Origin of the sequence: Burkholderia diffusa, assembly GCF_902499115.1 — a bacterium.
Classification (GTDB): Bacteria; Pseudomonadota; Gammaproteobacteria; order Burkholderiales; family Burkholderiaceae; genus Burkholderia; species Burkholderia diffusa.
On sequence record NZ_CABVPN010000002.1, the window covers coordinates 1 to 26,620 of the forward strand.

The 26,620-nt window shown below is 67.9% G+C and carries 23 protein-coding genes; 10 read left to right on the forward strand and 13 right to left on the reverse strand.

The genetic code is table 11. The annotated features are described in order from the left end of the window. Positions 1-50 precede the first annotated feature (50 nt). Positions 51-1,607: a 3-hydroxyacyl-CoA dehydrogenase gene (locus tag BTE28158_RS01925; RefSeq protein WP_174919635.1), complete on the reverse strand. Its 1,557-nt coding sequence runs from the start codon at positions 1,605-1,607 to the stop codon at positions 51-53. A gap of 546 nt (positions 1,608-2,153) precedes the next feature. On the opposite strand from BTE28158_RS01925, the gene BTE28158_RS01930 reads away from it, so the two are divergent. Then, a complete protein-coding gene (locus BTE28158_RS01930) occupies positions 2,154-3,242 on the forward strand; it encodes a calcium:cation antiporter (RefSeq protein WP_059607271.1) in 1,089 nt (362 codons plus the stop codon). Positions 3,243-3,335: 93 nt separating this feature from the next. Here the strand turns inward: BTE28158_RS01930 and BTE28158_RS01935 are convergent, their stop codons facing one another. Continuing rightward, positions 3,336-4,469, reverse strand: a complete 1,134-nt coding sequence (locus BTE28158_RS01935) for a transporter substrate-binding and LysM peptidoglycan-binding domain-containing protein (RefSeq protein WP_151049014.1) — start codon at positions 4,467-4,469, stop codon at positions 3,336-3,338. Positions 4,470-4,489: 20 nt separating this feature from the next. Continuing rightward, positions 4,490-5,260 carry a hypothetical protein gene (locus tag BTE28158_RS01940; RefSeq protein WP_151049015.1) on the reverse strand — a complete coding sequence of 257 codons (771 nt, stop codon included), beginning with the start codon at positions 5,258-5,260 and terminating at the stop codon, positions 4,490-4,492. Between the two features lie 12 nt (positions 5,261-5,272). Here BTE28158_RS01940 and BTE28158_RS01945 point away from each other — a divergent pair, with 12 nt between their 5' ends. Further along, a complete protein-coding gene (locus tag BTE28158_RS01945; protein WP_151049016.1) occupies positions 5,273-5,557 on the forward strand; it encodes a hypothetical protein in 285 nt (94 codons plus the stop codon). Between the two features lie 333 nt (positions 5,558-5,890). Here BTE28158_RS01945 and BTE28158_RS01950 read toward each other — a convergent pair whose 3' ends face one another. From BTE28158_RS01950 to BTE28158_RS01975, 6 genes are all read right to left on the reverse strand, one after another. Next, positions 5,891-6,745: an amidohydrolase family protein gene (locus tag BTE28158_RS01950; RefSeq protein WP_151049017.1), complete on the reverse strand. Its 855-nt coding sequence runs from the start codon at positions 6,743-6,745 to the stop codon at positions 5,891-5,893. Next, a complete protein-coding gene (locus BTE28158_RS01955) occupies positions 6,742-7,764 on the reverse strand; it encodes an NAD(P)-dependent oxidoreductase (RefSeq protein ID WP_151049018.1) in 1,023 nt (340 codons plus the stop codon). The genes BTE28158_RS01950 and BTE28158_RS01955 overlap by 4 nt, the downstream gene beginning before the upstream one ends. Then, entirely contained in the window at positions 7,761-8,837 is a 1,077-nt protein-coding gene (locus BTE28158_RS01960; protein ID WP_151049019.1) for a LacI family DNA-binding transcriptional regulator, read from the reverse strand. Before BTE28158_RS01960 ends, BTE28158_RS01955 begins: the two co-directional genes overlap by 4 nt. A gap of 8 nt (positions 8,838-8,845) precedes the next feature. Continuing rightward, positions 8,846-10,729 carry a TRAP transporter large permease gene (locus BTE28158_RS01965; RefSeq protein WP_151049020.1) on the reverse strand — a complete coding sequence of 628 codons (1,884 nt, stop codon included), beginning with the start codon at positions 10,727-10,729 and terminating at the stop codon, positions 8,846-8,848. A 3-nt stretch (positions 10,730-10,732) separates the two neighbouring features. Beyond that, positions 10,733-11,761, reverse strand: a complete 1,029-nt coding sequence (locus BTE28158_RS01970; RefSeq protein ID WP_151049021.1) for a TRAP transporter substrate-binding protein — start codon at positions 11,759-11,761, stop codon at positions 10,733-10,735. Between the two features lie 239 nt (positions 11,762-12,000). Then, positions 12,001-12,909: a LysR family transcriptional regulator gene (locus BTE28158_RS01975; RefSeq protein ID WP_059607255.1), complete on the reverse strand. Its 909-nt coding sequence runs from the start codon at positions 12,907-12,909 to the stop codon at positions 12,001-12,003. Positions 12,910-13,022: 113 nt separating this feature from the next. Between BTE28158_RS01975 and BTE28158_RS01980 the strand changes: the two genes are divergently transcribed. Beyond that, positions 13,023-13,961, forward strand: coding sequence for a 2-hydroxyacid dehydrogenase (locus BTE28158_RS01980; RefSeq protein WP_059607324.1), 939 nt, complete (start codon positions 13,023-13,025; stop codon positions 13,959-13,961). Between the two features lie 70 nt (positions 13,962-14,031). After that, positions 14,032-15,408 (forward strand): MFS transporter, encoded by a 1,377-nt coding sequence (locus BTE28158_RS01985; protein ID WP_151049022.1) that lies wholly within the window; start codon positions 14,032-14,034, stop codon positions 15,406-15,408. A gap of 36 nt (positions 15,409-15,444) precedes the next feature. Here the strand turns inward: BTE28158_RS01985 and BTE28158_RS01990 are convergent, their stop codons facing one another. Next, positions 15,445-16,413 (reverse strand): LysR family transcriptional regulator, encoded by a 969-nt coding sequence (locus tag BTE28158_RS01990; RefSeq protein WP_059607251.1) that lies wholly within the window; start codon positions 16,411-16,413, stop codon positions 15,445-15,447. A gap of 365 nt (positions 16,414-16,778) precedes the next feature. Between BTE28158_RS01990 and BTE28158_RS01995 the strand changes: the two genes are divergently transcribed. From BTE28158_RS01995 to BTE28158_RS02010, 4 genes are all read left to right on the forward strand, one after another. Next, a complete protein-coding gene (locus tag BTE28158_RS01995; RefSeq protein WP_151049023.1) occupies positions 16,779-17,954 on the forward strand; it encodes an HPP family protein in 1,176 nt (391 codons plus the stop codon). 103 nt (positions 17,955-18,057) lie between these two features. Continuing rightward, positions 18,058-18,471 carry a MarR family winged helix-turn-helix transcriptional regulator gene (locus BTE28158_RS02000; protein WP_059607248.1) on the forward strand — a complete coding sequence of 138 codons (414 nt, stop codon included), beginning with the start codon at positions 18,058-18,060 and terminating at the stop codon, positions 18,469-18,471. Positions 18,472-18,501: 30 nt separating this feature from the next. Then, on the forward strand, positions 18,502-20,289 hold the full coding sequence (locus tag BTE28158_RS02005; protein ID WP_151049024.1) for a chloride channel protein: 1,788 nt from the start codon (positions 18,502-18,504) through the stop codon (positions 20,287-20,289). Between the two features lie 425 nt (positions 20,290-20,714). Next, complete coding sequence (locus tag BTE28158_RS02010) at positions 20,715-21,047, forward strand: hypothetical protein (protein WP_174919636.1); 333 nt, start codon at positions 20,715-20,717, stop codon at positions 21,045-21,047. A gap of 112 nt (positions 21,048-21,159) precedes the next feature. Here BTE28158_RS02010 and ppnP read toward each other — a convergent pair whose 3' ends face one another. Beyond that, positions 21,160-21,480, reverse strand: coding sequence for a pyrimidine/purine nucleoside phosphorylase (ppnP, locus tag BTE28158_RS02015; protein WP_151049025.1), 321 nt, complete (start codon positions 21,478-21,480; stop codon positions 21,160-21,162). A gap of 178 nt (positions 21,481-21,658) precedes the next feature. After that, the gene (locus tag BTE28158_RS02020) at positions 21,659-22,561 is read right to left on the reverse strand and encodes a LysR substrate-binding domain-containing protein (protein ID WP_059607242.1); all 903 of its coding nucleotides are present in this window, start codon (positions 22,559-22,561) and stop codon (positions 21,659-21,661) included. A 181-nt stretch (positions 22,562-22,742) separates the two neighbouring features. Between BTE28158_RS02020 and BTE28158_RS02025 the strand changes: the two genes are divergently transcribed. Beyond that, a complete protein-coding gene (locus BTE28158_RS02025; RefSeq protein ID WP_124623017.1) occupies positions 22,743-23,927 on the forward strand; it encodes a M20 aminoacylase family protein in 1,185 nt (394 codons plus the stop codon). 43 nt (positions 23,928-23,970) lie between these two features. Next, entirely contained in the window at positions 23,971-25,290 is a 1,320-nt protein-coding gene (locus tag BTE28158_RS02030; RefSeq protein ID WP_124623019.1) for an MFS transporter, read from the forward strand. A 195-nt stretch (positions 25,291-25,485) separates the two neighbouring features. Here the strand turns inward: BTE28158_RS02030 and BTE28158_RS02035 are convergent, their stop codons facing one another. After that, positions 25,486-26,589 carry a porin gene (locus tag BTE28158_RS02035; protein WP_059533872.1) on the reverse strand — a complete coding sequence of 368 codons (1,104 nt, stop codon included), beginning with the start codon at positions 26,587-26,589 and terminating at the stop codon, positions 25,486-25,488. Between the last annotated feature and the right edge of the window lie 31 nt (positions 26,590-26,620).

Below are 26,620 nucleotides of genomic sequence, written 5' to 3' on the forward strand. Positions count from 1 at the left end.
CCTCCAATGGAGTGATGTCGTTATCGTGTTCGGGGTAACGGGGCCGGCGGCTACGACCGGAACGTGCGGCCGGCCGCATGCAGCGCGGCGATGCGCGGCGACACGCGATAGCGGTCCTCGCCGTAGCTCGCCGCGAGATTCGACAGCACGCGATGCACGCGGCCGATGCCGATCGCATCGGCCCACGCGAGCGGGCCGCACGGGTAGTTCACGCCCTTCTCCATCGCGAGATCGAGATCGGCGGGCGAGCACACGCCCTGGTTCACCGTGTCGGCCGCCTCGTTCGCGAGCATCGCGACGGTGCGCATCGCGACCATGCCCGGCACGTCCGCGACGCCGACGACGCGAAAACCCGCCTGCTGGAACAGGCCGACCGCGTCCGCATAGGCCGCATCGCTGCACTGGAGCGCGCGCGTCAGCGCGACGAGCCCGGCCTGCGCGTAATCGCGGGCAAGATCGACGAGCACGAGATCGGCCACGCCGGTTTGCGCGGCGCGCGCGGTCGCGGTGCGGCCGTCGGTCAGCGCGATCGACGCGCGGCCGGCCACGGCCAGCAGTTCGTCGGCATGCGCGCCGCTCTGCCGCGCACCCGCGATGCGTGCAGCGAAGCGTGCATGCAGCGCGGCGGCCGGGCCGTCCTGCGCGAACAGCGCGACGTCGGCCGGCGCATCGCGCGGCGCTTCCAGCTCGGGCGCGGGCGGTGTCGCACCGTCGGCATATGAATAGAAGCCGCGCCCCGACTTGCGTCCGAGGAAGCCCGCGTTCACGAGCTCCTGCTGGATCAGCGACGGCGTGTAGCGCGGGTCATTGAAGTACGCGCGAAATACGGACTCGGTCACCGCGAAGTTCACGTCGTGGCCGATCAGGTCCATCAGCTCGAACGGCCCCATCCGGAAGCCGCCGGCTTCGCGCATCACCGCATCGATCGACGCCGGCGTGCCGCCCTGCTCGTTCAGCACGCGCAGCGCCTCCGCGTAATACGGCCGCGCGACGCGGTTCACGATGAAGCCCGGCGTCGACTTCGCCAGCACCGGCCGCTTGCCCCACGCGGCGGCGGTGTCGTACAGCGCCTGCGCGACTTCCGGCGCGGTCGCGAGCCCGCTGACCACCTCGACGAGCGCCATCAGCGGCGCCGGATTGAAGAAATGCAGGCCGGCCACGCGTTGCGGCGCTCGCAGCCCGGCCGCGATCGACGTGATCGAGATCGACGACGTGTTGGTCGCCAGCACGCAGCGATCGTCGACATGGCGCTCGAGCGTCGCGAATATCTCGCGCTTCACGTCGAGCCGCTCGGCCGCCGCCTCGACGATCAGCGCCGCGCCGGCGAACTCGGCCAGCGCGCGCACCGCGCGAATGCGGCTGCCGGCCGCCTCCGCTTGCGCCGGCTCGAGACGGCCCTTCTCCGCGAGCCGCGCGAACTGCGCGCGGATGCCGGCAAGCGCCTTGTCGCACGCGGCTTCGTTCAGGTCGTACAGCAGCACCGCATGGCCGGCCGCCGCGGCAACCTGCGCGATGCCCGCGCCCATCGCACCCGCGCCGATCACGCCGACGACCGCCGACGGCGCCAGCGCGCCCGAATTCACCGAATGTGCAGAAGAAACAGCCATCGCTTGCGATCCGTCATGAAGTGGAGGTGCGAGCGATTATAAACCGACCGGTCGGTAGATTTATGTCAGGGCGAGCCCGAATTTGTCGTGCAAGAGACCGTTACGGAAACTGTAAAACTCAAAAAATCGAACGATCGGGGCACTTTTTGCAAATCGAAAGGTCAATGAAAGCGTTCGAATATGAGATAGTGCCCCCCGAACGCCTGATAAAATTCGACAATTCGCCGGATTTCAGGGGGAAACCGCGTGTCACGCCGTTGCCGTCCATCGTCCGCGCCCTTTCGGGGTCGGTTCAATACCGCCCGGCATGCCTGTCGTCACGTGCGAGTGCCCGCCTCCGGCACTCGGTCGCATCGAACCGTTTCATCCAGCGACGGGCCTCCGCCCGCCCGCGCCCCTCGCCGCCTTACGGCGGCGAACCCGTGGCAGCGCAGTTCCGTGCTGCCGCGCATCGGCTTCATCATCCTCGTTCGGCGGATCATCCGGCCGGGCTTCGTCAACCCGTGACGGCGCGTCGCGCGCCGTCACTCGCATAGGAAACCGTCCATGCCGCTCTCGTCCAACCAGCTCCCGCGCTGGACCCTCTGGGCCCCGCTTGCCGCATGGCTGGTACTCGCGCTGTCGCGCGTCGTGCCGGCCGAAGGCCTCGTCATCGCCGTGTTCGCCGCCGCGCTCGCCGGCGCCGTGTTCGCCGCCGTCCACCATGCCGAAGTCGTCGCGCACCGCGTCGGCGAGCCGTTCGGCACGCTCGTGCTCGCGGTCGCCGTGACCGTCATCGAAGTCGCGCTGATCGTGTCGGTGATGCTCGGCGCAGGCCCCGAGAAATCGGGCCTCGCGCGCGACACCGTGTTCGCCGCCGTGATGATCATCTGCAACGGCATCGTCGGCCTCTGCCTGCTGGTCGGTGCGTGGAAGCACGGCGAACAGGATTTCCAGGGGCGCGGCGCGAGCAAGGCGCTCGCGGTGCTCGCGTCGCTGTCGGTGCTGTCGCTCGTGATGCCGAACTATCTGAACGCCGCGCCCGGCCCGTTCTTTTCGAAATCGCAGCTGGCGTTCGCCGGCGTGTCGTCGCTCGTGCTGTACGGCGCATTCGTGTTCGTGCAGACCGTGCGCCACCGCGACTACTTCCTCACCGAGCACGACAGCGCGAACGAATCGGTGCACGCGGCGCCGCCGAGCGGCCGCACCGCGCTGACCAGCCTCGTGCTGCTGTTCGCGAGCCTCGTCGCGGTCGTGCTGCTCGCCAAGCTGCTGTCGCCGGCCGTCGAGCATGCGGTGATGAAGCTCGGCGCGCCGGAAGCGGCGGTCGGCATCGTGATCGCCGCGCTCGTGCTGCTGCCCGAAGGGCTCGCGGCCGTCACCGCCGCACGCGCGAATCGCCTGCAGACCAGCATGAACCTCGCGCTCGGCTCGGCACTCGCGAGCATCGGGCTGACGATTCCGACCGTCGCGGCCGTGTTCATCTGGGTCGGCCAGCCGCTCACGCTCGGCATCGGCGCGATGGAAACCGTGCTGCTGTCCCTGACGCTGCTGGTCAGCACGCTGACGCTCAGCCAGGGACGCACGACGGTGCTGCACGGTGTCGTGCATTTGTCGCTGTTCGCGGCCTACCTGTTCCTGTCGATCACGCACTGATGCAAAGCGGCGCGCGGCACGGCGAAAACGATCCGCCGTGCCGCGCGCCGTGGTTCACCTTCCCCTCCCAACCTTCTTCGCTCCACGCCGCGCCTACCGGACCGGAATCACGAGATGCTGGCCAGCCAGGATCAGGTTCGGGTTCGCGAGGTTGTTGCGGCGCTGGATCTCGCGATAGCGCTGGCCGCTGCCGAGCTTGCTCGCCGCGATCATGTTCAGCGTGTCGCCCGCCTTCACCACGTACGTCTTTTCGCCCGACGCGGCTGCGGTCGTCATCGTCTGGTCGCTGACGAAGTACTTGCGCAGCAGGTCCAGATACTGCGGCGACTGCTTGAGCTTCGCGATCGCGGCGTTCAGGTAGATCAGCAGGTCCTGGTCGTCGGCACGCACGCCGATCTTGTACGCGATGTTCGAGCCGTCGAGCTTGGTCACCGCGAACTTCAGGTCGGTGCCCTTGATCGAGCTGACCGCGAACGGATAGTCGTAGATGAACGCGTCGACCGCATGGCCGTCGAGGCTCTTCGCGATGAACGCCGGGTCGGAATCGTCGACCTCGACGAACCGGACGTTCGGATACTGGCGCGTGACGAATGCACGCACGTCCGGGTCGCCCTTCAGGATGCCGACCGTCTTGCCGGCCAGATCGTCGGCCGAGCGGATCGCGGAGCCTTGCCGCACGATCAGCGAATAGCCGAAATCATCGACGTACGGCACCGAGTAGACGACGCCCGCCGGCGTGTTGTCCGGGAACGTCAGCCCGTCCATCGCGACGTCGACGACATGGTTGCCCTTCGCATCGGTGTCGAGCAGCTGCTTCGGCACGCCCGGATACGTGTCGACTTCGTGACGCGTATCGACGACGACCGGCTTGCCGCCATGCGAGAACGACGGATCCGAGAACAGCAGCCGCGCGAATTCGACGTTGAAGCCGTGCGGCGCGCCCTTGTCCTCGCCGAAGAACGGCTCGCTCGGGTTCTGCACCGAGACGCGCACGACGCCGTTTTCGGCGATCGATTTCAGCGTGCTCGTCTGCGGCGTGAAGCCGGCCGGCAGCACGTTGGTGGACGTCGACGTCTGCGCGGGCTGGCCCGCGTCGCCTGCCTGCGCGGACGTCGCGCCCGGCGCGGCATCGTGCGCGGGAATCAGTGTCGACAGGCCGCCCTGGTGGACGATCCATACGCCGACGAGCACCACCAGAAACACGACTGCACCGAGAAGTTTTTTCATGGTTGCGTGCCTGCGGGAAGTTATTGTTGTTTCGACGGCAATGCAGCGGCCTGTGCCGCGTCGGGGCCGGGCACGGGCGTGCCGTTCATCACCGCCTGCTGTTGCGCCTGCTTGACCTCGGGATTGTCCAGCAGCGACGTCTCCATTTCGGAAAATGCCTTGTTCACCGAGCGCATCACCGAATCAACGGCCACGTCGGTCTTGATCTGCTCGAACGTATCGGCCGTCTGCCGGCCCGCGAGCTTGTTCATGTGCTGGGCCGCCTGCGACATGTCCCACATCGCCTTCGCGCGGTCGATCGCGGAGGCGAAATTCTTCAGTTCCGCCTGCACCTGCTTGTAGCGGCTTTCGCGAAACGCAAGCAGTTGCTTCATCGTGTCGAGCTGCGCGCGAAAGCGTGGTGCGTCTTCCGGATACTGCTTCTCGAACAGCTCGGTCTTGTTTTCGAAGTTCTTCACTTCGGTGCGGAAAGCGGTGATGCTGTCCGCGAATTTCTGCGCCGCCTGGCGCTTTTCCGCGAGCTGGTTGATGAGCGTCTCGATCGGATTCGACTGCGCTTCCTCGACGATCATCTTCACCTTCTGGTTCGCGAACTTCATCGCGACGACCGGCGCGAGATAGATCGCCCCGAGGCCGATCACGGCCGCCGTGATCAGCGCGACCATCCCCTTCAGGACGAACAGCGCGGCCGGTGCCGCGATCGCGACGCCGGCGATGATGATCGCCCATTTGATCAGCTTTGCCTTGCCACTCCCCGAACTGCCGTTTGCTTCATTCGAAAGCTGCGACATGAGTTTTTCTCCTTGAACCTCGAACTGAACTGCGTGCGTAAGCTGCGTCATGCTCAATCGAAATGCTTCGGACTCCGGTGCCGCCGCGCGCGCGGGAGCGTTGACGGCACGATGCGTGGACGCGTGGCGGCGGCGTCACGACACGCCGGTGTAAGCGTCATGCGCGATACGGTATTCGGGCGCGACGGGCTGGCGCGCGACGCGCCGGCGCCGATCGGCACGGCTCATCGTCGCGGCCAGCGCGCGGACGGGAAAGTGTACCGATGCACGGTACGAAACGGGATGACGGATACGTGACGCGACGGGCGTCGGGAAAATCGCGGCGGGCCGGCGGCTGCGGCGCCGGGATTCCGGTACGAGTGCGTGAAGGCTCATCGTTGTTCTTGTGCGCGTCGCTGATGCGGGAACACGCGGCCAGCGCGCCCCGCTCCAAATGCACGCACGTATCCTGCGCCGACCGGCATGCAGCGTCAAGCGGTCGGCACGGCGGCGCGTTGCCTTTTCGCGATCGAAAGCGTGCGCGGCGCGCCAGCTTTCCGAACAGTAAGGATGTTGCCGACGCCGCGACGCATCGCGCCCGGTCGGGATTGATTTCCATCGAAGCGCGGCCCGCGTCCGGCCGACAGGATCTTACGTCGCGGCGCCGATCGAGGTGTCCGCATCGAACCCGTACAGCACCGCGGGATTGTCGACGAGTATCGCGCGGCCGACCGCCTCGTCCGCCGCGCAGGCGTGCAACCAGCCGAGCAGGTGCGCATCGTCGGGTACCGGCGACGCGTTCGGATGCGGCCAGTTGCTGCCCCACACGCAGCGCGCCGAATGTTCGCGCGCGAGCACGGTGGCAAGGCGTGCGACGTCGTCGTAACCGGGCGAACCGGATCGCGAAGTCTCGTAAGGCGCGGACAGCTTCACCCAAACGTGGCCGCGATCCAGCAGGCGCCGCAATGCGACGAACGCCGGCGCACCCGGAGCCACCGGCGTCAGGAACTTGCCCGTGTGATCGATGACGACACGCGCCGGCAAGGACGTCAGCATCGCCTCGACGTCGGGCAGCGTCCGGCCATCGAGCTGCAGGTCGATGTGCCAGCCGAGCGGCGCGATTCGCATGGCCATCCGCTCGAGTTCGTCCCATCGCGCGACGCCGCCCGACAGCGTCATGAACCGCACGCCGCGGATGCCTCCCGCGTGCAGCCGCTCGAGCTCGGCGTCCGGCACGTCGACCGGCAACGTCGCGACGCCACGCGCCTGCGGGCCGAGCGCGGCCAGCGCATCGAGCGTGCAGCGGTTGTCGAACCCATAACCGGTCGGCTGCACGACGACCACGCGCGCGAGGCCAAGCGCCCGTTGCACGCGGCGATACGCGTCCACCGGCGCATGCGGCGGGCGGAACGTCGCCGTCGGCGCGAGCGGATACGCATCGTCGTAAATGTGAATATGGCAATCGCATGCGGGCGACGGCCGTGTACCGGCCAGGTCGTGCGTCATCGCGCGCCCGGCGCGGCGGATGCGTCGACCGACCGCCAGCGTGCGAGCCGCGTCGCGTGCGCGGCGTTGACCGCGCCGTTCGGCACGCGTGCGTCAAGCAGCGCGGCGAGTTGTTCGACCGTCTCGAGTGCCTGGTGCTCGACCGCCGGCCGCGTCAGCCCGCCGATATGCGGCGTGGCGATCACGCGCGGATGCGCGGCGAGTTCGGGCGTGGGCATCTGGTCCGTCGCGCGGCCGACATCGAGCGCGCAACCGGCCAGCCTGCCGCCGTCGAGCGCGTCGGCCAGCGCCTGCTCGTCGACGAGCTCGCCGCGCGACGCATTGATGAAGCACGCACCCGGCTTCATCGCGGCGAACGCGCCCGCGTCGAACAGGTTCGCGGTGGCGGGCGTCGCCGGCGCGAGGCACACGACGTAGTCCGCATCGCGCAGCAAGGTCGCGCGGTCGACCTGTTCGATCGACGGCGTGTCGACCCGCACGTACGGATCGCACACGAGCACGCGCATCCCGAACGCCGTCGCGATCGGCGCGAGATGGCGCGCGATCTGTCCATAGCCGACCACGCCCAGCGTGCTGCCGCGCAATTCGCGGCCCATCCGCGGCAGCGGCGGCGTGCCGCGGAGGTACGTAGCGGCATAGGCGCCGATCCCGCGCGCGAGGTCGATCATCGCGCCGATCACCCACTCGGCGACGGCCGGCCCGAAACCGGGGCTCGCCTGCGTGACCAGCACGCCGAATTCGCTCGCCGCGTCGACGTCGACGGTACGAATGTCGACCGCGCAGCGCAGGAACGCGGCAAGCGCGGGCAGCCTCGCGAACAGCGCGCGCGGCGCCGGCGTCTGCCGGTACGCGATCATCGCATCGCATCCTTGGGCGGCGGCGATCAGCTCGTCCGTGCCGAGCTCACGGTCGAGCGGATTGCACGTGACGTCCGCGATCGCCTGCAGCGCGCGCAGCGCCTTCGCACCGAAGTAGTAATCGAGCATCCCGGACGGATGGGTCACGTAGACGCGCGTCATGCGGGGGCTCCGTTCGATTCGACCGCACGCGGCGGCGGCGGCGCGACCGATGCGCGCTCGATGAGCGTGACGTCCGGGAACACGCACTGCCCGGGCTCCGACAGGTCGCCGTCGTGCCGCATCACGCGCCGCACCATTTCCGCGGCCATGTCCGTGACGGGCAGCTGCACCGTGGTCAGCGCCGGCCACGAGATCGCCGACAGGAAGTGGCCATCCATCCCGACGACCGACACATCGTCCGGCACGCGCAATCCGCCGTCGCGCAGCCCGGCCATCAGGCCCAGCGCGAACAGGTCGTTGACCGCGACGATGCCGGTCGGCCGCGCGGGATCGGCCGCCAGCGCGGCGCCGAGCGCACGTCCGACTTCGACGATCACGGCGTCGCCATATTCGTTCGCCGGACCGCCATCGAGCACTTGCGCATCGGCGCCCGCGTCGCGCGCTGCCGCGAGAAAGCCGCGAATCTTGTCGCTGCGGCTCACGGTGACGCCGGCCACCGTCGCGAATGCGAGCCGCGTATGGCCCGCGGCGACGAGGCAGTCGGTCGCGAGCCGCGCGGCCGCCTCGTTGTCGGCCGTCACGTGATCGACCTTCGATTGTGCGCCGGGCGTTGCGCGGCGGTCGTAGCTGACGACCGTCATCCCGCGTTCGGCCGCGCGTTCGAGGTGGCTTTCGTCGGCAAGCGACGAGATCACGATCACGCGCCGCACGCCGTGCGCGAACAGGTCGTCGAAGAACGACGCCTCCTTGCCCGCGTCGCGGTACGTGTTGCCGATCAGCACGCGATGGCCATACTGCTCCTGCGCGCAAGCCTCGATCTCGCGCGCGATGTAGCCGTACATCGGGTTCGCCATCGACGGCACCAGCAGCCCGACGAGCGGCGTCTGTCCCGTCTTGAGCTGGCGCGCCAGCGTGCTCGGCCGGTACTGCAGCGCATCCATCGACGCCTTCACGCGTTCGAGCGTCTCCGGCTTCATCTGATCGGTGCGGCCGTTGAGCACGTTCGAAACCGTGCTGACCGAAACGGCCGCATGACGGGCCACGTCCTGAATCGTACTCATGTCGTCTTGCAATGAACGGGCTACAGGCCGAAACGGGCCGGCAGCCACAACGAAAACGCCGGTGCGAAGATCAGCGCCACGAGGGCGACCAACAGCACCAGCAGGTATTTCACCATCGGCCGCGCCACGCGTGCGACCTCGGTCCCCGTGATCGCACAGGTCGTGAACAGCCCGAGCCCGACGGGCGGCGCGAACAAACCGAGCCCCATCGCCACCACCACGACCGTACCGAAATGCAGCGGGTTGATGCCGAGCTGCAGCGCGATCGGCGCGAGCAGCGGCCCGAAGATGATCAGCGCGGGCGCGCCTTCGAGCACGGCGCCGAACACGATCATCAGCAGCGCCGCCAGCAACAGGAACGCCGTCGAGCCGTACTGATGGGCAAACGCTGTCATTGTGCCCGAGACGAGCGCGGGAATCTGCTCGATCGACAACGCGAACGACACGCTCGACGCCGCCGCGACGATGAACAGGATACCGCTCGCCATCGACGCCGCACGGACGAACACGCGGCCGACCGAGCGCCAGGTCAGTTCGCGGAACGCCGCCCAGCCGACCACCAGCGCATAGACCACCGCGAACGCCGACACTTCCGTCGACGTCGCGATGCCCGACGTCACGCCCTTGCCGATCATCGCGACCATGATCAGCGCGACGAGCGCGCCGCCCGCGAGCGGCAGCCACGCGCGGCGCTCGACGAACACCGCGTCGATGTCGATCCGGCGTCCGCAGATCACGGTCACGACCGCCAGCGACGCGGCGAGCACGGCCGCCGGCACGATCCCCGCGACGAACAGCCCCGCGATCGAGATGTTCGCGACGAAGCCCATGATGATCATGTTCACGCACGGCGGGATCGTCTCCGCCATCACCGCGCTGCACGCCAGCAGCGCCGCGGTTTCGTCGGGATCCTGCCGCGCGCGGCGCACGGCCGGCATCACGACGCCGCCCACCGCCGCGATATCGGCCAGCTTCGAACCCGACGCGCCGGAAAAGCACGCCGTCGCGAAGATCACGATCAGCCCGAGCCCGCCACGCACGCGCCCGAAGATCCGCAGCAACAACTCGACGAGCCGCGCGGACATCCCGTTCGACTCCATCAGCAAGCCGGCCAGCACGAAGAACGGCACGGCGAGCAGCACGAAGTGATCGGCACCTGCCATCACCTGCTGCGAGTAGACGAGCAACGGCAGCGTCGGATCGGCGAGGAAGTAAAGCAGCGCCGAGAACGCGAGCACGAAGCCGATCGGCACGCCCAGCACGAGCCCGCCCACGAAGCCGGCGATCAGCAGCGCCCCCGGCGCGATCGCGTGCTCGGGCCGCAGCGCGTTCCAGCCGTACACGGCGCCTGCGAGCACGGCGCAGCACGCAAGCGTGCCGAGCACGCGGCGGCGCGGCGCGTTCAGTGCGTTCGCGAGCGCGAACACGCTCATGAACAGCGCGCCGAACATCATCGGATACACGTTGATCCATCCCGGCAGGCCGCCGGTCGTCAACTGATCGTACGAGTCGCCGAGCAGCTGCCACGACGACGCCAGCAGGTTCAGCGACACCGCCGCGACGATCCAGTGCCCGATCTGCACGAGCGCGCCCTGCCAGCGTGCCGGCAGCCAGCCGCGGAACAGGTCGATGCCGACGTGCTGACTGCGGCCGAGCACCGTCGCCGCGCCGAAGAACACCAGCACGATCATCAGCGCGCTCGCGACCTCCTCGGCCCAGTCGACCGGATCGTGCAGGAAATAGCGGAAGACGACCGACACGAACACGACCAGCACGTCGACGGCCAGCACGGCGGCCGACACGTATTCGATCCAGCGCATCGCCGCATCCAGCGCGCGGGCGGCGCGCACGGGACGCCCTGGGTCGACGGCCGGCGCGACGCTCGAAACGGAACCGGTATCCATCGCTCAACCCCGCGCGGCGGCAATCGCCGGAAACAGCGGCGCGGTAGCCGGATACTGCTTCGCGAATGCCATGTAGAGGCGGTCGTGCATCGCCTGCCGCAGCGCCGTGCGCTCGGCATCCGCCATCGGATGAAACGTCATCCCGTGCTGCTTCAGCGCCGCCTCCGCCTGGACGGCCTTCTGCGTCGCGATCGCGCGCTGCTGCGCGGTCGCGTCGGCCACCGCGCGGTCGAACGCCGGGCGCAGGTTTGCCGGAATCCGCTCGAGCGCGCGCCGCCCCATCACGACGGTCATCGCCGCGAACACGTGGTGCGATTGCCAGCAAGACTTGACGATCTCGTCGAAGCGGCTCGCGAGCACGGTGGCCGGATCGTGCTCGAGCCCGTCGACGACGCCCGTCTGCACGGCCATGTAGAGCTCGCCGAACGGAATCGGCGTCGGCACCGCGCCCATCACCTTGAAGGTGTCCATGAATGCCGGCGTCGGCAACACGCGCAGCTTCGTGCCCTTCACGCCCTGCAGCGCCGTCACCGGCTGCTTCGTGAACACGCAGCGTCCGCCGAAGTGCGAGCCCCAGGTCAGCACGGAGCAGCCCGCGCGCTTTTGCAGCAGCGCGTTCAGGCTGGTGCCGACCTGGCCGTCGAGCACCTTCGCGACGTGCGCATAACTGTCGAACAGGTAGCCGAGATCGAGCATGCCGAGCTCCGGCGCGACCGTGGCCCAGATCGACGAGCCCGCGATCATCATGTCGATCGCGCCGATCTTCACCTGCTGCGCGACGTCGCTCTCCTTGCCGAGCTGGCTGTTCGGAAAGTAGTCGACCCGAATCGCGTCGCCGACGCTCGCCTTCAGGTTCGCCGCGAGGCGCTCGTACCACACGTAGTGCGCGGCGTTCTGGTCAGCCGGCATCGACGACGAGCAGCGCAGCGTCACGGTCTGCGCCGCGCGGCCGATTTCCGGCAAGCCGCCCGCGACCGCGAGCGTGGCGGCGGACGCCGTTTGCAGAAAGCGCCGCCGGGTGAAGGTACTCATGGCCGTCTCCTTTTCAATCGCGTCTTCCGATGCGACTGTATCGATTTAGTGTATCGATACAGTAATACGACGACCGATGAGGGCGAAATGCGGGTTTTCCCGTGACGGGCATGAAAAAACCGGGATTGCTGGTGGCAATTTCGGGCCGGAACGCTACGCGGAGCCGGCGCATTTCGGTCATTCGAGCCCCTGGCGTGCGTCAGGCGTGCCGGCGGATATCGTCAGACAACTGACTTTTTCTAAACGACGACGCCGTCCGCCCCTTCCGTCAGAAACTGCCCGACCATCGCGTTGAACAGCGGCAGCGCCGGATTGTCGTTGTCCGCGCGCCACGCGAGATACAGCTCTGCGGCCACGTCGACGCCCGCGAGCGGCCGGAACACCACACCGTCGACATGCAGCTCGCGCGCCGAAGCCGGCACCAGCGCGGCACCCAGCCCGGCGCGCACCAGGCCGAGGATCGTATGGGTCTGCCCGACATAATGCAGGTAGTTCGGCAAGCGCCCCGCGCTGGCGAACATCCCCGAGATCATGTCGTGGAAGTACTTGCCCTCGTTCGGCGAATACGCGATGAACGGCTGCCGGTCCAGCTCGTCCGGGCCGATCCGCTCGTACGCGGCCAGCGGCGTGCCCTGCGCGACCGCGACGAGCATCGGCTCGCGCTGCACGAGCCGGTATTCGAGCGGATGGCGCGCCGCGCGCTGGCGCACGAAGCCCGCATCGAGCATGCGCGACGCGAGCGCGTCGATCTGCACGGTCGACACCATTTCGCGCAGTTCGACGTCGACGTCCGGCAGCGCGTGCGCCGCATGCGCGAGCAGCGCCGGAATCATTCGGTACGCACTGACGGCCGTGAAGCCGAGCGTGATGCGGCCAGCCCCGCCGTGCGCGACGCGCTGCGCGGCCTGCTCGGCCCGCGCGGAGAACTCGAGGATGTGCCGCGCATCGCGAAGGAAGCGCTCGCCGGCCGCGGTCAGCCTGACCTGCCGGCTGCTGCGTTCGAGCAGCGCGATGCCGAGCGCATGTTCGAGCAACTGGATCTGCCGGCTGAGCGGCGGCTGCGTCATGAAGAGCCGCTTGGCCGCACGGCCGAAATGGAGTTCCTCGGCCACGGCGACGAAGCAACGAAGCTGGTTCAGTTCAATCATTCAAATCGTGAATCAATCAATAGTCTCTTGATGTTAGACCGATATCGATACGGTTCCTATACTCGGTTGCACCTGATGCGCGGCCCGTGCCGCGCACGACGACCGAGACCTTCATGACCATCGACATCCTGCTCACCCAGCCGCTTCCCGACACCATCGACGCCGAACTGTCCGCCCGCTACGCGGTGCATCGCCTGTACGCTGCCGACCAGCCGGACGCGCTGCTCGACCGCGTCGCGTCGCGCATCCGCGGCGTCGTCACGGGAGGCGCGAACGGGTTGTCCGCCGCGTTGATGGACCGGCTGAGCGCGCTCGAAATCGTCGCGATCAACGGCATCGGCACCGACGCCGTCGATCTCGACCGCGCCCGCGCACGCGGCATTCACGTGACGACGACACCCGACGTGCTGACCGATGACGTCGCCGACATGGCGATGGGGCTGATCCTGATGACGCTGCGCGACCTCGGCGCCGGCGAGCGCATCGTGCGCGCCGGCCGCTGGGGCAAGGCTGCGCAGCCGCTCGCGACGCAGGTGACGGGCAAGCGGCTCGGCATCGTCGGCCTCGGCCGCGTCGGACGCGCGATCGCGCAGCGCGCGCAGGCGTTCCGGATGCCGGTCAGCTACTTCGGCCCGCGCGAACATCGCGACAGCGGCTACCGCTACGTGCCCGACCTGGTCGCGCTCGCGCGCGACAGCGACGTGCTCGTGCTCGCGGCATCGGCCGATCACGGCAACGTACTCGTGACGGCCGACGTGCTCGCCGCGCTTGGCCACCAAGGATTCCTGATCAATGTCGCGCGCGGCAAGCTCGTCGACGAAGCCGCGCTCGTGCGCGCGCTCGCGGACGGCACGATCGCCGGCGCGGGCCTCGACGTGTTCGCGGACGAACCGCGCGTGCCGGCCGCGCTGCTCGAACTCGAGCGCGTCGTCGTGCAGCCGCACCGCGCGAGCGCCACGCACGAGACGCGCGACGCCATGGGCCGGATCGTGCTCGCCAACCTCGCCGCGTGCTTCGCGGGCCAGCGCCCGCCGACCAGCGTCACGAACTGAGCGCCGCCTGCTTTCCCCGACCACGACACCAAACCAATCACCTTCGCACGACGAAGGCCAGGAGACTCGCATGCCCAATCGATCCAGCGGCAACGCCGCCGTCGCCGCGTCGCCCGCCTCATCCACCGCGTCGCGCGTGACCGGCCGCGTCCGTTACACGGTCCTCGCACTGATCTTCGCCGTCACCGTCGTCAACTATGCGGATCGCGCGACGATGTCCATCGCCGGCACCGGCGTCGCGCACGACCTCGGGCTGACGCCCGTGCAGCTCGGTATCGTCTTTTCCGCGTTCGCGTGGGCCTATGCGATCGGCCAGATTCCGGGCGGCTGGCTGCTCGACCGCTTCGGCGCGCGCCGCGTGTACGGCCTGAGCCTGCTGCTGTGGTCGGTCTTCACGATGCTGCAGGGCACGGTCGGCTGGTTTGCCGTGCAGGGGGCCGCCGCGACGTTCGCGCTGTTCGCGATGCGCTTCATGCTCGGCCTGGTCGAATCGCCGGCGTTCCCGGCCAATTCGCGGATCGTCGCGTGCTGGTTCCCGACTGCCGAGCGCGGCACCGCATCGGCACTGTTCAATTCCGCGCAGTACATGGCCGTCGTGCTGTTCGCGCCCGCGATGGCGTGGCTGACGCACGCGCTCGGCTGGGAACACGTGTTCCTGTGGATGGGGATGCTCGGCGTTGCGCTGTCGGCGCTCTGGTTCGCGTGGTATCGCGAGCCGCACAGCCATCCGCGCGTGAGCGACGCCGAGCGCGACGACCTGCGCCAACGCGGCGCGCTCGTCGATCTCGAGGCGAACCGCGTCCGGCACCGGCAGCGCGTATCGTGGCGCGACGCATCGCAGCTGTTCCGCCACCGGAACCTGTGGGCGATCTATGTCGGCCAGTACGCCATCACGGCGCTCACCTATTTCTTCATCACGTGGTTCCCGATCTACCTGATCAAGGGACGCGGAATGACGATCATGGAGGCCGGCTGGGTCGCCGCGCTGCCGGCGCTCTGCGGCTTCACCGGCGGTGTGCTCGGCGGCGTGCTGTCGGACTGGCTGATCCGGCGCGGCGTGCATCCGTCGCGCGCACGCAAGACACCGTTCGTCGTGGGGATGGCGATGGCGACGCTGCTCGTGCTCGCGAACGGCGCGTCGTCGAACACCGTCGTGATCGCGCTGATGACGATCGCGTTCTTCGGCAAGGGCCTCGCGGCGGTCGGCTGGGCCGTGCTTGCCGATACCGCGCCGGAAGGCATGGTCGGCCTGAGCGGCGGCGTGTTCAACGGCCTCGGCAACATCGCGGGGATCGTCACGCCGCTCGCGATCGGCTATTTCGTCGCGCACACGGGCTCGTTCGCGGGCGCGCTATGGTTCGTCGCAGCACACGGGCTGATCGGCATCGCCGCCTACGCGTGGCTCGCCGGCCGCTTCGAACGGATTCGGGTCACGCCGCACGCATGACGCCCGGCGCCGCCGGGCGAGCGAACGGCGGCAGCATCACGCGCGCTGGCGGCTGCCCGGCGCCGGCTCGACGGCGAGCCGGTCGAGTTCGCGCAGATCGTTCTCCAGCGCGGGCGTGAGCGTCGTGCGCAGATGGTCGAGGAAGGTGCGGATCTTCGCGTCGAGATAGCGGCGTGTCGCATAGACGGCATACACGCTGACCGTCTGCAGCCGGTAATCGGGCAGCACGCGAATCAGTCGCCCTTCGCGGATGTCGTCGAGCACGGTGTACAGCGCGACGCACGCGATGCCGCGCCCGGCCCGCACCGCGACGCACAGCGCATCCGGTACGTTGACCTGGAACGGTGCCGGCTGCAGCTCGTACACCGTATCCTCGTCGTCGCCGCGCTCGAGCCGCCACTCGCTGGCCGGCGATGCGGGCGTATCGAGGCGCAGGCACACGTGGTTCGGCAGATCATCGGGCGTCGTCGGCGTGCCATGCCGCGCCAGGTATTCGCGCGATGCCACCAGCACGCTGCAACTCGTTCCGCAAGTCTGCGCGACGTAGCCGGAATCGGGCAGCTGCGACGCGGTCACGATCGACACGTCGTAGCCTTCCTCGACGAGGTTCGGCATCCGCTGCGCGAGCGTCAGCTCGATCGAAACGTCCGGGTTGTCTTCCTGGTAGCGCACGATCGACGATACGACATGACTCTGCCCGAGCCCCGTCATCGCATGGATGCGCATCTTGCCGCTCGGCCTCAGCAGCGCGTTGCGCGCCTCGGCGTTCGCGTAGTCGAATTCGGCGAGGATCGATTTCGCACGCTCGAAGTAGCGTTCGCCGCTTTCGGTCAGGCCGAGATGGCGCGTCGTGCGATGCAGCAGCCGCGTCTGTACGTGCGCTTCGAGATTCGACACCGCGCGCGACACCTGCGCGGTGGTCGCATCGATTTCTTTGGCGACCGCGGTGAAACTGCCGGCTTCGACGACGCGCACGAACAGGCGCATGTTTTCGAGCATGTCCATTGAATTGGCTTGGGGAGTGTCGGTGGGAAAACGTCGGCGGCGCTCGCGTCAGACGGGAATCGGGGCGTGCGCGCGAACGATGCGCAAGCGATCGCCATGCCGGGGAACGGGCGGGAGAGCGGGCATCGCGTGCGTGGTTGTGGCATATCGGGGGATTCGGTGGCCCGAATTGTACGCCGCCGCAGACAAATTTGCGCGGTTGCAGCGTCGCCAAGCTTTCATCTGATGAAAGGTTTTTGCAAGACGGACGCGTCGCGCGCCTGCAACGTCTTGATGCAGCGCGACAATTTATATCACAACGCGATATAATCTGCGCCTTCCTTGCGCTGCGTCATCCGCGTCGTCATTTTTACCGCTTATCGTCCATGTCGTCAGGCTCCTCCCCGTCGCGCCGCACATTCCGCCAATGGCTGCACAGCTTCATTCCCCATCCGATGACGCTCGGCTGGCGCGAGCGCATGCGCTCGTGCACGGGCGCGCTCGTCGGCATCGCGACGGTCGGCGTCACGATGCGGCTGCTGCCCGGCGTGCCGGGCCTCGTGCCGCTGCTCGTCGCGCCGATGGGGGCGTCGGCGGTGCTGCTGTTCGCGGTGCCCGCGAGTCCGCTCGCGCAGCCGTGGTCGATCATCGGCGGCAATCTGGTGGCGGCGACCGTCGGCGTCGCGTGCGCGCAGTCGATCGCCGATCCGATCACTGCCGCCGCGGTTGCGGTCGCCCTCGCGATCGGCGGCATGTTCGTCCTGCGCTGCGTGCACCCGCCGTCGGGCGCGGTCGCGCTGACGGCCGTGCTCGGCGGCCCCGCGATCCACTCGCTCGGCTTCGGCTTCGTGGTCGAGCCGATCGCGCTGCAATCGGCGATCCTGCTGTCGGCCGCGCTCGTGTACCACGCGCTGACAGGCCACCGCTATCCGCACGGCGGCGTGCGTCCCGACGCGAAGCCGCAAGACGCCAACGCCGCGCCGGCACGCGGCGGCTTCACGCGCGCCGATCTCGACGCCGTGCTGAAGCGCCGCGGCGAATGGCTCGACGTCGATCCGGACGACCTCGAGATGCTGCTGCGCGAAACCGAGATGCAAGCGTATGCGCGCACGTTCAGCCAGCTCACGTGCGCCGACCTGATGACGAAGAACGCGATCGAAGTCGCCCCGTCGACGTCGGTGACGGCGGCGCTGACGCTGCTCGACCGCCATCGCGTGAAGGCACTGCCCGTCGTGGACGGCGACGATCGCCTGATCGGCATCGTCACGCGCGCCGACCTCACGCGCCAGCTGCGCCGCCCCGCTCCGCTGTGGCAGCAGCTGGCCGCGCGGCTGCCGCAGTCGTTCGGCGGCCAGCCGCCCAGCGTCGCGACAGTGATGACCCGCGACGTCGCGTCCGTGCCGCAGACCATGCCGATCACCGCGCTGGTGCCGCTGTTTACACATTCGGGCCACCACCACATCCCGGTCGTCGACGCATCGCGACGGCTCGTCGGCATCATTACGCAGACGGATCTCGTCACGGGCCTGTACCAGCAGACGCGGATGCTCGAGGCCGCGTAACGCCGACGAACAACGAAATGTGCTCCATTCCGCTGAAAATCGTCCATTTATATCATATTGTGATATATTTCACGTTGCCGAAACTCCTGCCCGACCGACCGCAATGACCGATACCCGACGCTCGCTGACCAAAGCCGATTTCCAGCAACTGTCCGAGTTCCGCTACCAGATGCGCCGCTTCGAGCGCTTCTCCGAACGCGCCGCGCAAAGCGAAGGCGTGACGCCGCTGCAGTATCTGCTGCTGCTGCACATCAAGGGCTACCCGCATCGCGAATGGGCCACCATCGGCGAACTCGCCGAACGCCTGCAGGCGCAGCATCACGGCGTCGTCGCGCTGGTGACGCGCTGCGAGGCGCTCGGGCTCGTGAAGCGCAAGACGAGCGAAGCGGACCGCCGGCAGGTCGAGGTCCACCTCGAGGAAGCCGGCGAAACGCTGCTCGCCCGCCTCGCGGCCATGCACCGCACGGAACTGAAATCGCTCAAGGGCACGTTCCAGGTTCCGCAGATCGATTATTGACCCAGGCTTGACCAACCTCTCCCTGCTCCGATGAACGCACCACACAAACGCGATTTCTCGACCAACGAACGCCTGCCCAGAATAGCATTGCTGGCTGCCGGGATCGGCGTGCTCAGCACGCTGGCGGCGTTCGTGCTGTTGAGCCTGATCCACCTGTTCACGAACCTGTTCTTCTTCCAGCAGTTCTCGTTCGCCGACCGCTCGCCCGCCCACAACACGCTCGGCGCGTGGGTGATCGTCGTGCCGGTGATCGGCGGGCTGATCGTCGGGCTGATGGCGCGTTTCGGCTCGGAGAAGATCCGCGGCCACGGCATTCCCGAAGCGATCGAGGCGATCCTGTTCGGCAAGAGCCGCATGTCGCCGAAGGTTGCGATCCTCAAGCCGCTGTCGTCCGGCGTCGTGATCGGAAGCGGCGGCCCGTTCGGTGCCGAGGGCCCGATCATCATGACGGGCGGCGCGCTCGGCTCGCTGATCGCGCAATGCGTGCACGTGACCGCGGCCGAACGCAAGACGCTGCTCGTCGCGGGCGCGGCCGCCGGCATGACCGCCGTGTTCGGCACGCCGGTCGCCGCCGTGCTGCTCGCGGTCGAACTGCTGCTGTTCGAATGGCGTCCGCGCAGTTTCCTGCCGGTCGCGCTCGCGTGCGCGGTGGCCGGTTTCGCCCGCGCCGTGTTCTTCGGTGTCGGTCCGCTGTTTCCGGTGGCCACCGCATCGCCGACGCCCGTCGCGCTGCTGTCGTGCATCGTCGCGGGCCTGCTGTCGGGCATGCTCGCGTGCGGCCTGTCGGCCGCGCTGTACCGCGTCGAGGACGCCTTCGCAAAGCTGCCTGTGCACTGGATGTGGTGGCCGGCGCTCGGCGCGATCGTGATCGGCATCGGCGGCTGGCTCGAGCCGCGCGCACTCGGTGTCGGCTACGACGTGATCGGCGACCTGCTGCACCAGCACATCGCGCTGAAAATCGCGCTCGCGCTGCTGATCGTGAAGGCCGTGATGTGGGTGATCGCGCTCGGATCCGGCACGTCGGGAGGCGTGCTGGCCCCGCTGCTGATGCTCGGCGCCGGCCTCGGCACCGTGCTGTCGCCGGTGCTGCCCGGCGGCGATCCGGCGCTATGGCCGCTCGTCTGCATGGCCGCGACGCTCGGCGCGACGCTCGGCGCGCCGCTGACCGCGATCGTGTTCGCGTTCGGCCTCACGCACGACGCGAACGCACTGCTGCCGCTGCTCGCCGCGACGCTCGTCGCGCACGGCTTCGCGACCGTCGTGATGAAGCGTTCGATCATGACGGAAAAGATCGCGCGCCGCGGGTATCACATCTACCGCGAATACGGCGTCGATCCGCTCGAACGCCATGACGTGGCCGAAGTGATGACCTCGGCCGACGCGCTCGTCGCGATCAACGGGGCCATGACGCTCGACGCGGTCGAGTCGCAGTACTTCGGCGTAAAGCAGACACACCGTGCATACCCGGTCGTGCAGAACGGCCGCCTGCTCGGCATCGTGGATCGCGCGACGCTCGACGCGCAGCGCGCGCAGGCCGGTCCCGGCGCGGTGCTCGCGAACGCGTTCGCCGAACATGTGCCAGCCGTCGCGCAGGCGCACGAAACGTGCCGCGTGGTCGCATCGCGGCTCGCGATGCTCGGCCTTGAACGCCTGCCGGTCGTCGACGATCCGCAATCGCTGCGCATCATCGGCATCGTGTCGCGCAGCGACTTGATCAAGCCCGCGCTCCAGCACTTCGACGACGAACAGAAGCGCGAACGCTTCCGTCCGGTCGTACCCGTCAACCTGCGCGACGCAGGTATGCGCAAGGCGGGCTGATACGCACCGCGCGCGCCGCCGCGTCCGGCGTTTAAACTTCGTTGACAATCGATCGGACGAAAGTTTGTCATCATGGTACTCATGCGACGGGGCCATCATTCAGCCGTTCCACATCGTCATCCAATAAAGAAGCGTCGCGGCGCGACATGCAGACACATGCAGCACGCCGCGGCCGTCAATCCGCCACACCTCAGGGCAGCGAGCCGACCTCACGACGCATGACGTCGCTGTCGCGTCTCCACACGGACCGCGCACGACGCATGCCGCCGCGCGACAGAACGCATTGCATCCGGAGTGCCGTTTGGCAAGCGCGTTAACAACTTGTTTCGGAATCGCCGGAACCGCATTTGTCCGATGCAATCTCACAGGCACGCAGTTCTGCTGCGCATCCCACTCAATCAATCACGACTCGAGGGAGATAAAACGTGAACGTGAAATACTTACCGCTCATCGCATTGACCGTGGCAATTTCTGCTCACGCGGCCGATCCGGCCGTGCAGAACGTGGGACAAAGCCAGAAGGCCGCCCCGGACGTCTCGGCGTGCATCGCCAAGACCTGGGCCGACAAGTCGCAACAGCAGGTGATCTCGCAGAACGTGCTCGCGAACGGCCTCGCGACCGATGTCTACGCACCGGGCCAGCAGCCGCCGAACGGCGTGGCCGCGATGGTTCGCCCGTCGTCGAAGCCGGACGCGAAGACGTGGGTCGGCGTGCGCGGCGACGCGGCTGCCGCCGGCGACATCAGCGCCTGCCTGTAAGCCCCGCGCCGGACGGCGTTGCGCCGTCCGCATGCGACAAGCCCCGCCTAGGCGGGGCTTTTTCGTTTGGGCGCACGGGCCGCACGCACGCGTCGCGACCGTGCTTGCGCGCTTACAGGTAGCTGCAGACGTAGTCGAGCGTCTCGAGCACTTCGATGTCGAAGCGGCTCTTGCCCGGCACAGAGAACGATTCGCCGGAGCCGTAGGTCTGCCAGTCGCTGCTGCCGTCGAGCTTCACGCGGCACTTGCCGGCCTGCACTTCCATCAATTCGGGCGCGTCCGTGCCGAAGTTGAGCGCGCACGGCAGGATCACGCCGAGCGTCTTGCGCGTGCCGTCCGGGAAGAGCACGGTATGCGACACGCACTTGCCGTCGAAATAGACGTTCGCGCGCTTGACGACCGATACGTTGTCGAATTGGGTTGCACTGGTCATGTGATGCCTCTGATTGCTGGATGCCGGATGGCGTGTTGTCGGAAGCCGGCCGGGGCGGCAGGCCGGCCGCTATGATACCGGCTCGCGGCGGGCGTGCCGCAAGCGGGGCCGATCGCAGGCGTGCGACCGATAATCAGGATCACTATTCGATGCATTGTGTGGCCCGCATGGAGCATGCTCAACGGAGCCCCTTGCGTCGCGCGGAATCGCGCAGGCAGTCGAGCAGCATTGCCGCAGCCGGCGTGAGCGGACTGTCGCGGCGCGTGACGACCTGCACGGACACGCCGGGCAGCCGCTCGCGGATCGGCAGCACCACGAGCTGGTCGCGCGCCCACTCCCCTTGCAGCAGCTGTTCGGGCATCGACGCGATCAGGTCGCAGCCCGTCATCAGGCTGTGCGCGAGGCCGAAGCTCGGGCATTCGACGACCCGCTGCGGCACCGGCAGCCCGTATGCGATGAACGTGTTGAACAGCACCTGGGTCGAGCTTTCCGGCGACGGATTCATCAGCCAGTCGGCCTCGACGAGATCGGCGAGCGACGTGGCCGACGCGAGTGGATGCCCCTTGCGCGCGACGATCAATGATCGGCTCGCATAGAGTTCCGCGTGATCGAACTCGGCCGCCAGCAGTTCGGGCACGACGACGGCCACCGCGAAATCGAGGGAGCCGTCGTGCAGCCGCGGCAGCGCGACGCCCGGAAACCCTTCGATCAGATTGACGCGCGCGACCGGAAAGCGCCGCCGGAACGCGCGAAACGCATCGGGCAGGATCGTCACCGCGGCGGCCGGCGTGATCGCCGCCGCGACCGAGCCCGTCATCGCGCCCTGCGCCTGCTCGATGTCGTCGCGCGCACGCTGCATCTCGGCGACGATCAGCCGCGCGCGCACCTGCAACTGCTGGCCGAACGCCGTGAGCTGCACGCCGCGCGCGGTGCGCACGACGAGCGACACGCCGAGCGCGATCTCCAGTTCCTTGACCGCCTTCGTCAACGCCGCCGGCGACACGTTCAGACGCCGCGCGGCCGCGCGGATGCTCCCTTCGTCCGCGACGGTGACGAACGCTTTCAACTGATGGTATTTCATGGCGGCATGCGTGATTCGTGGAAACCCCCGTGCAGCGCGGCGCATGCAGGCTCAGGGTATTCCCGAGCGGCAACCGGTGGTGTGCACCAAAGCAATTTAGCAGCTTCTGGTGCGCAAAAGAAATTTATATCCTTTACCGTCATATGCGCGTCAAACGTCCACCGGCCCCACAGGAGACACCATGCTGCAAGCCGCGAACCCCGTCATCCCCGGCATCGCCGCGATCGCCCCAGACCTCATCGAAGTGCGCCGCCGCATCCATGCGCACCCGGAACTCGCGTTCGAGGAAACGCTGACGAGCGATCTCGTCGCGGAACTGCTCACCGGCTGGGGCTACGAAGTGCATCGCGGCATAGGCAAGACGGGCGTCGTCGGCGTGCTGCGCGAAGGACAAGGCACGCGCACCGTCGGCCTGCGCGCCGACATGGACGCGCTGCCGCTCGCCGAGGCCACCGGCCTGCCCTACGCGAGCCGCCATGCGAACAAGATGCATGCATGCGGCCACGACGGCCACACCGCGATGCTGCTGTGCGCGGCGCGTCACCTGGCCGCGACGCGCCAGTTCTCCGGCACGCTGAACCTGATCTTCCAGCCAGCCGAGGAAAACTTCGGTGGCGCGAAATCGATGATGGACGACGGCCTGTTCGACCGCTTCCCGTGCGATGCGATCTTCGCGATCCACAACATGCCGGGCCGCGCCGCCGGCGACATGGCATTCCGCACCGGCGCCGCGATGGCGTCGGCCGACCGCGTGACGATCACGCTGCGCGGCGTCGGCGGTCACGGGGCGATGCCGCACTTCGCACGCGATCCGATGTCGGCCGCGGGCAGCATCATGGTCGCGCTGCAGACGATCGTCGCGCGCGAGGTCGATGCGCAGCATGCGGCCGTGATCACGGTCGGCAGCGTGCAGGCCGGCGAGACCTTCAACATCATTCCCGAAACCGTCGTGATGAAGCTGTCGGTGCGCGCGCTGAACGCCGACGTGCGCGCGCTGCTCGCCCGCCGAATCGAAGCGCTCGCGAAGGGCCAGGCGGAAAGCTTCGGCCTCACCGCGGAAGTGGATTACGACTACGGCTACCCGGTGCTCGTCAACCATCCCGAACCCACCGCGTTTGCAGCCGACATCGCACGCCGGATGCTCGGCGCCGAGCGCGTCGAGACCGAGGCCGCGCCGCTGATGGGCAGCGAGGACTTCGCGTTCATGCTCGAGGCGCGCCCCGGCTGCTATGCGTTCATCGGCAACGGGATCGGCAGCAAGGGCGGCTGCATGGTGCACAACCCCGGCTACGACTTCAACGACGACATCCTCGCGATCGGCGCGAGCTACTGGGTCCGCGTCGCCGAAGCCTGGCTCGCGGCCTGACGGCCCTTCATCACGCAGTTCCGCGCTTTAGCAGGGGAACCCCATGGAAACGTCCGCCCTTCCGTTCGCCGGCTCGCCGGCCGATGCCCGCGCCGCCGCGAAGAAACGCCGCCTGATCGCGGCCGCCGCGGTCGGCAACGCGCTCGAGTTCTACGACTTCACGGTCTACAGCTTCTTCGCAATCCTGATCGGCAAGCTGTTCTTTCCGGTCCACTCGTCGTTCGGGCAGCTGATGCTCGCGGTCGCGAGCTTCGGCGTCGGCTTCGTCACGCGTCCGCTCGGCGGCCTCGTGATCGGCATGTATGCCGACCGCGCCGGCCGCAAGAAGGCGATGATCCTGACGCTCTTGCTGATGGCGCTCGGCACCGCGACGATCGCGGTCGCGCCGACCTTCGCGCAGATCGGCATCGCCGCGCCGCTGCTGCTCGTGCTCGCACGCCTGCTGCAGGGGTTCGCATCGGGCGGCGAAGTCGGCGCGTCGACGACGCTGCTGCTCGAACAGGCACCGCAGCACCGCCGCGGCTTCTACGCGTCGTTCCAGTTCTCGAGCCAGGGGCTCGCCGCGCTCGCCGGCGCGCTGACCGGCGTCGCGCTCACGTCGACGCTCAATGCCGCGCAGCTCGAAAGCTGGGGCTGGCGCGTGCCGTTCATCATCGGCACGCTGTTCGTACCGCTCGGCTACTGGCTGCGCAAGACCGTCGAGGAAGTGCCGGCTGCCGCGCACGCCGCCACGCACGACGAGCCGGTCGCGTCGCTGCCGCTCGCCGACGTGCTGCGCCACCACGGCAAGGCCGTGTTCGCGGGCCTCGGCGTGACGATCGGCGGCACGTCGATCCACTACATCATCGTGTTCTACATGGCGATCTACGGCGTGCAGGTGCTGCATCTTCCGACCTGGCTGTCGATGACGGCAGGCTGCGTCGCCGGCGCCATCCTGATGCTGGTGACGCCGATCGGCGGCCACCTGTCCGACGTCTACGGGCGCAACCGAATCGTCTGGTGGACGCGCATCGTGCTGATGGCCGCGATCTACCCCGCGTTCATCGCGCTGAACCGGTGGCCAGGCGCCGCGTCGCTGCTGTCGATCATCGCCGCGCTGTCTGTCGTGCACGCGATCAACATCGGCGCGACCGGTGCGATGCTCGGCGAGCTGTTCCCGCGTGCGGTTCGGGCGACCGGCGGTGCGCTCGTCTACAGCGTCGGCGTCGCGATCTTCGGCGGCTTCGCGCAGTTCTTCGTGACCTGGCTGATCGCGGCGACCGGCAACCCGAATGCGCCTGCGTGGTATGCGATCGGCTGTGGTGCGATGACGCTGCTCGCCATTCGCTGCATGGACGAGAAGGCCGGGAAGGCGCTCGATTAACTGACGGGCGATGCGCGGCACGTGCGCGGCCGCAACGTCGTCGATCCACCGACCCCGCCGGTTTCGACGGGGTCTTTCCTTTTGTGTGATCGACACTGCTCACATGAACCGGCAGCGTCAGAGGACCGTCCGTCGCCGTAAACGCAACAAGGCACGGGCCACCGTCACCCGTGCCTTGCGTGCGCTACGCCTCGATCAGAACGTATGCATCATCCCGACATACGCGCCCGTCTGCGACTCGCCCGTCATCGGGCTCGTGCCCGACGTCGCGTCGCGCGGCGACGCGAGCAGCGAGAAGTTCGAGTTGCCGCCGTTGCGCACATACGCGACCGTCCCGTACAGGAACGTGCGCTTCGACAGGTTGTACGTCGTACCGAGCACGTACATGATCGCGTGCCCCGACGGATCGTGCGACGCATCGCCGCCGCCGTCACCGACCTTCACGTAATACCCGCCGCCCGTCACGGCCCACTGCGGCGTTGCCGTGTAGGTCGCGCCGAGCCAGTAGTGATCGGCGCGATCGGCGACGCCCGCCGGGCTATCCGGCGCCTGGTAGTGCGTATACGCGCCCTGGATCTTGAACTTCGACACCTTCACGTTCGCGCCGACGAAATACTCGCGCGACGCGGTGAAGATATTGCTGAACTTGCCGTTGTTGTCGCGCAGCTCGTCGTAGATGCCGCGCACGTCGAGCACCGGCGAGTGGTACGAGATCATGATCCCGTCCGAGCGGCCGAAGTCGTCGGCCGCGCCGTAGTTGAAGCCGCGCGACTGGTTGCCGAACGCATATTGCGCCTGCACGTCGAAGCCGCCGATCACCGGGCTGTGATATTCGATGTTGTTGCTGCTCTGCTGCCAGTTGCGCCCGCGCACGAGCGATGCGGACGAAAACGCCTGCTGCACGAACGGATCGAATTCCCACACGCCATCACTGTCGATGAACAGGTTGCGGCCGGCCTGCAGCTGTCCCCACGTGTCGCTCTTCAGCCCGACATACGCGCGGCGCGACCACATGCGTCCGCCGCCCGTCGTGCCGTTCATCACCTGAAACGCGGTTTCCAGGTTGAAGACCGTCGACATCCCGCCGCCGAGATCCTCGACGCCTTTCAGGCCGAACATGCTGGTGCCCCAGTCGCCGCCTTCCGCGCTCCAGCGCGTCGAGCTGCCGTTGGGCGTCGCGATGTGGTTCAGGTATTCGACGCCGCCGTCGATCCGGCCGTACAGCGTCACGCTTGTCTGTGCGAACGCGGCCGCCGGCGTGGCGGCCACGATCAGCCATGCGAAATGTTTGAGTCGCAAAATGATGCCCCCTCGGAGTCCCGACCGTCCG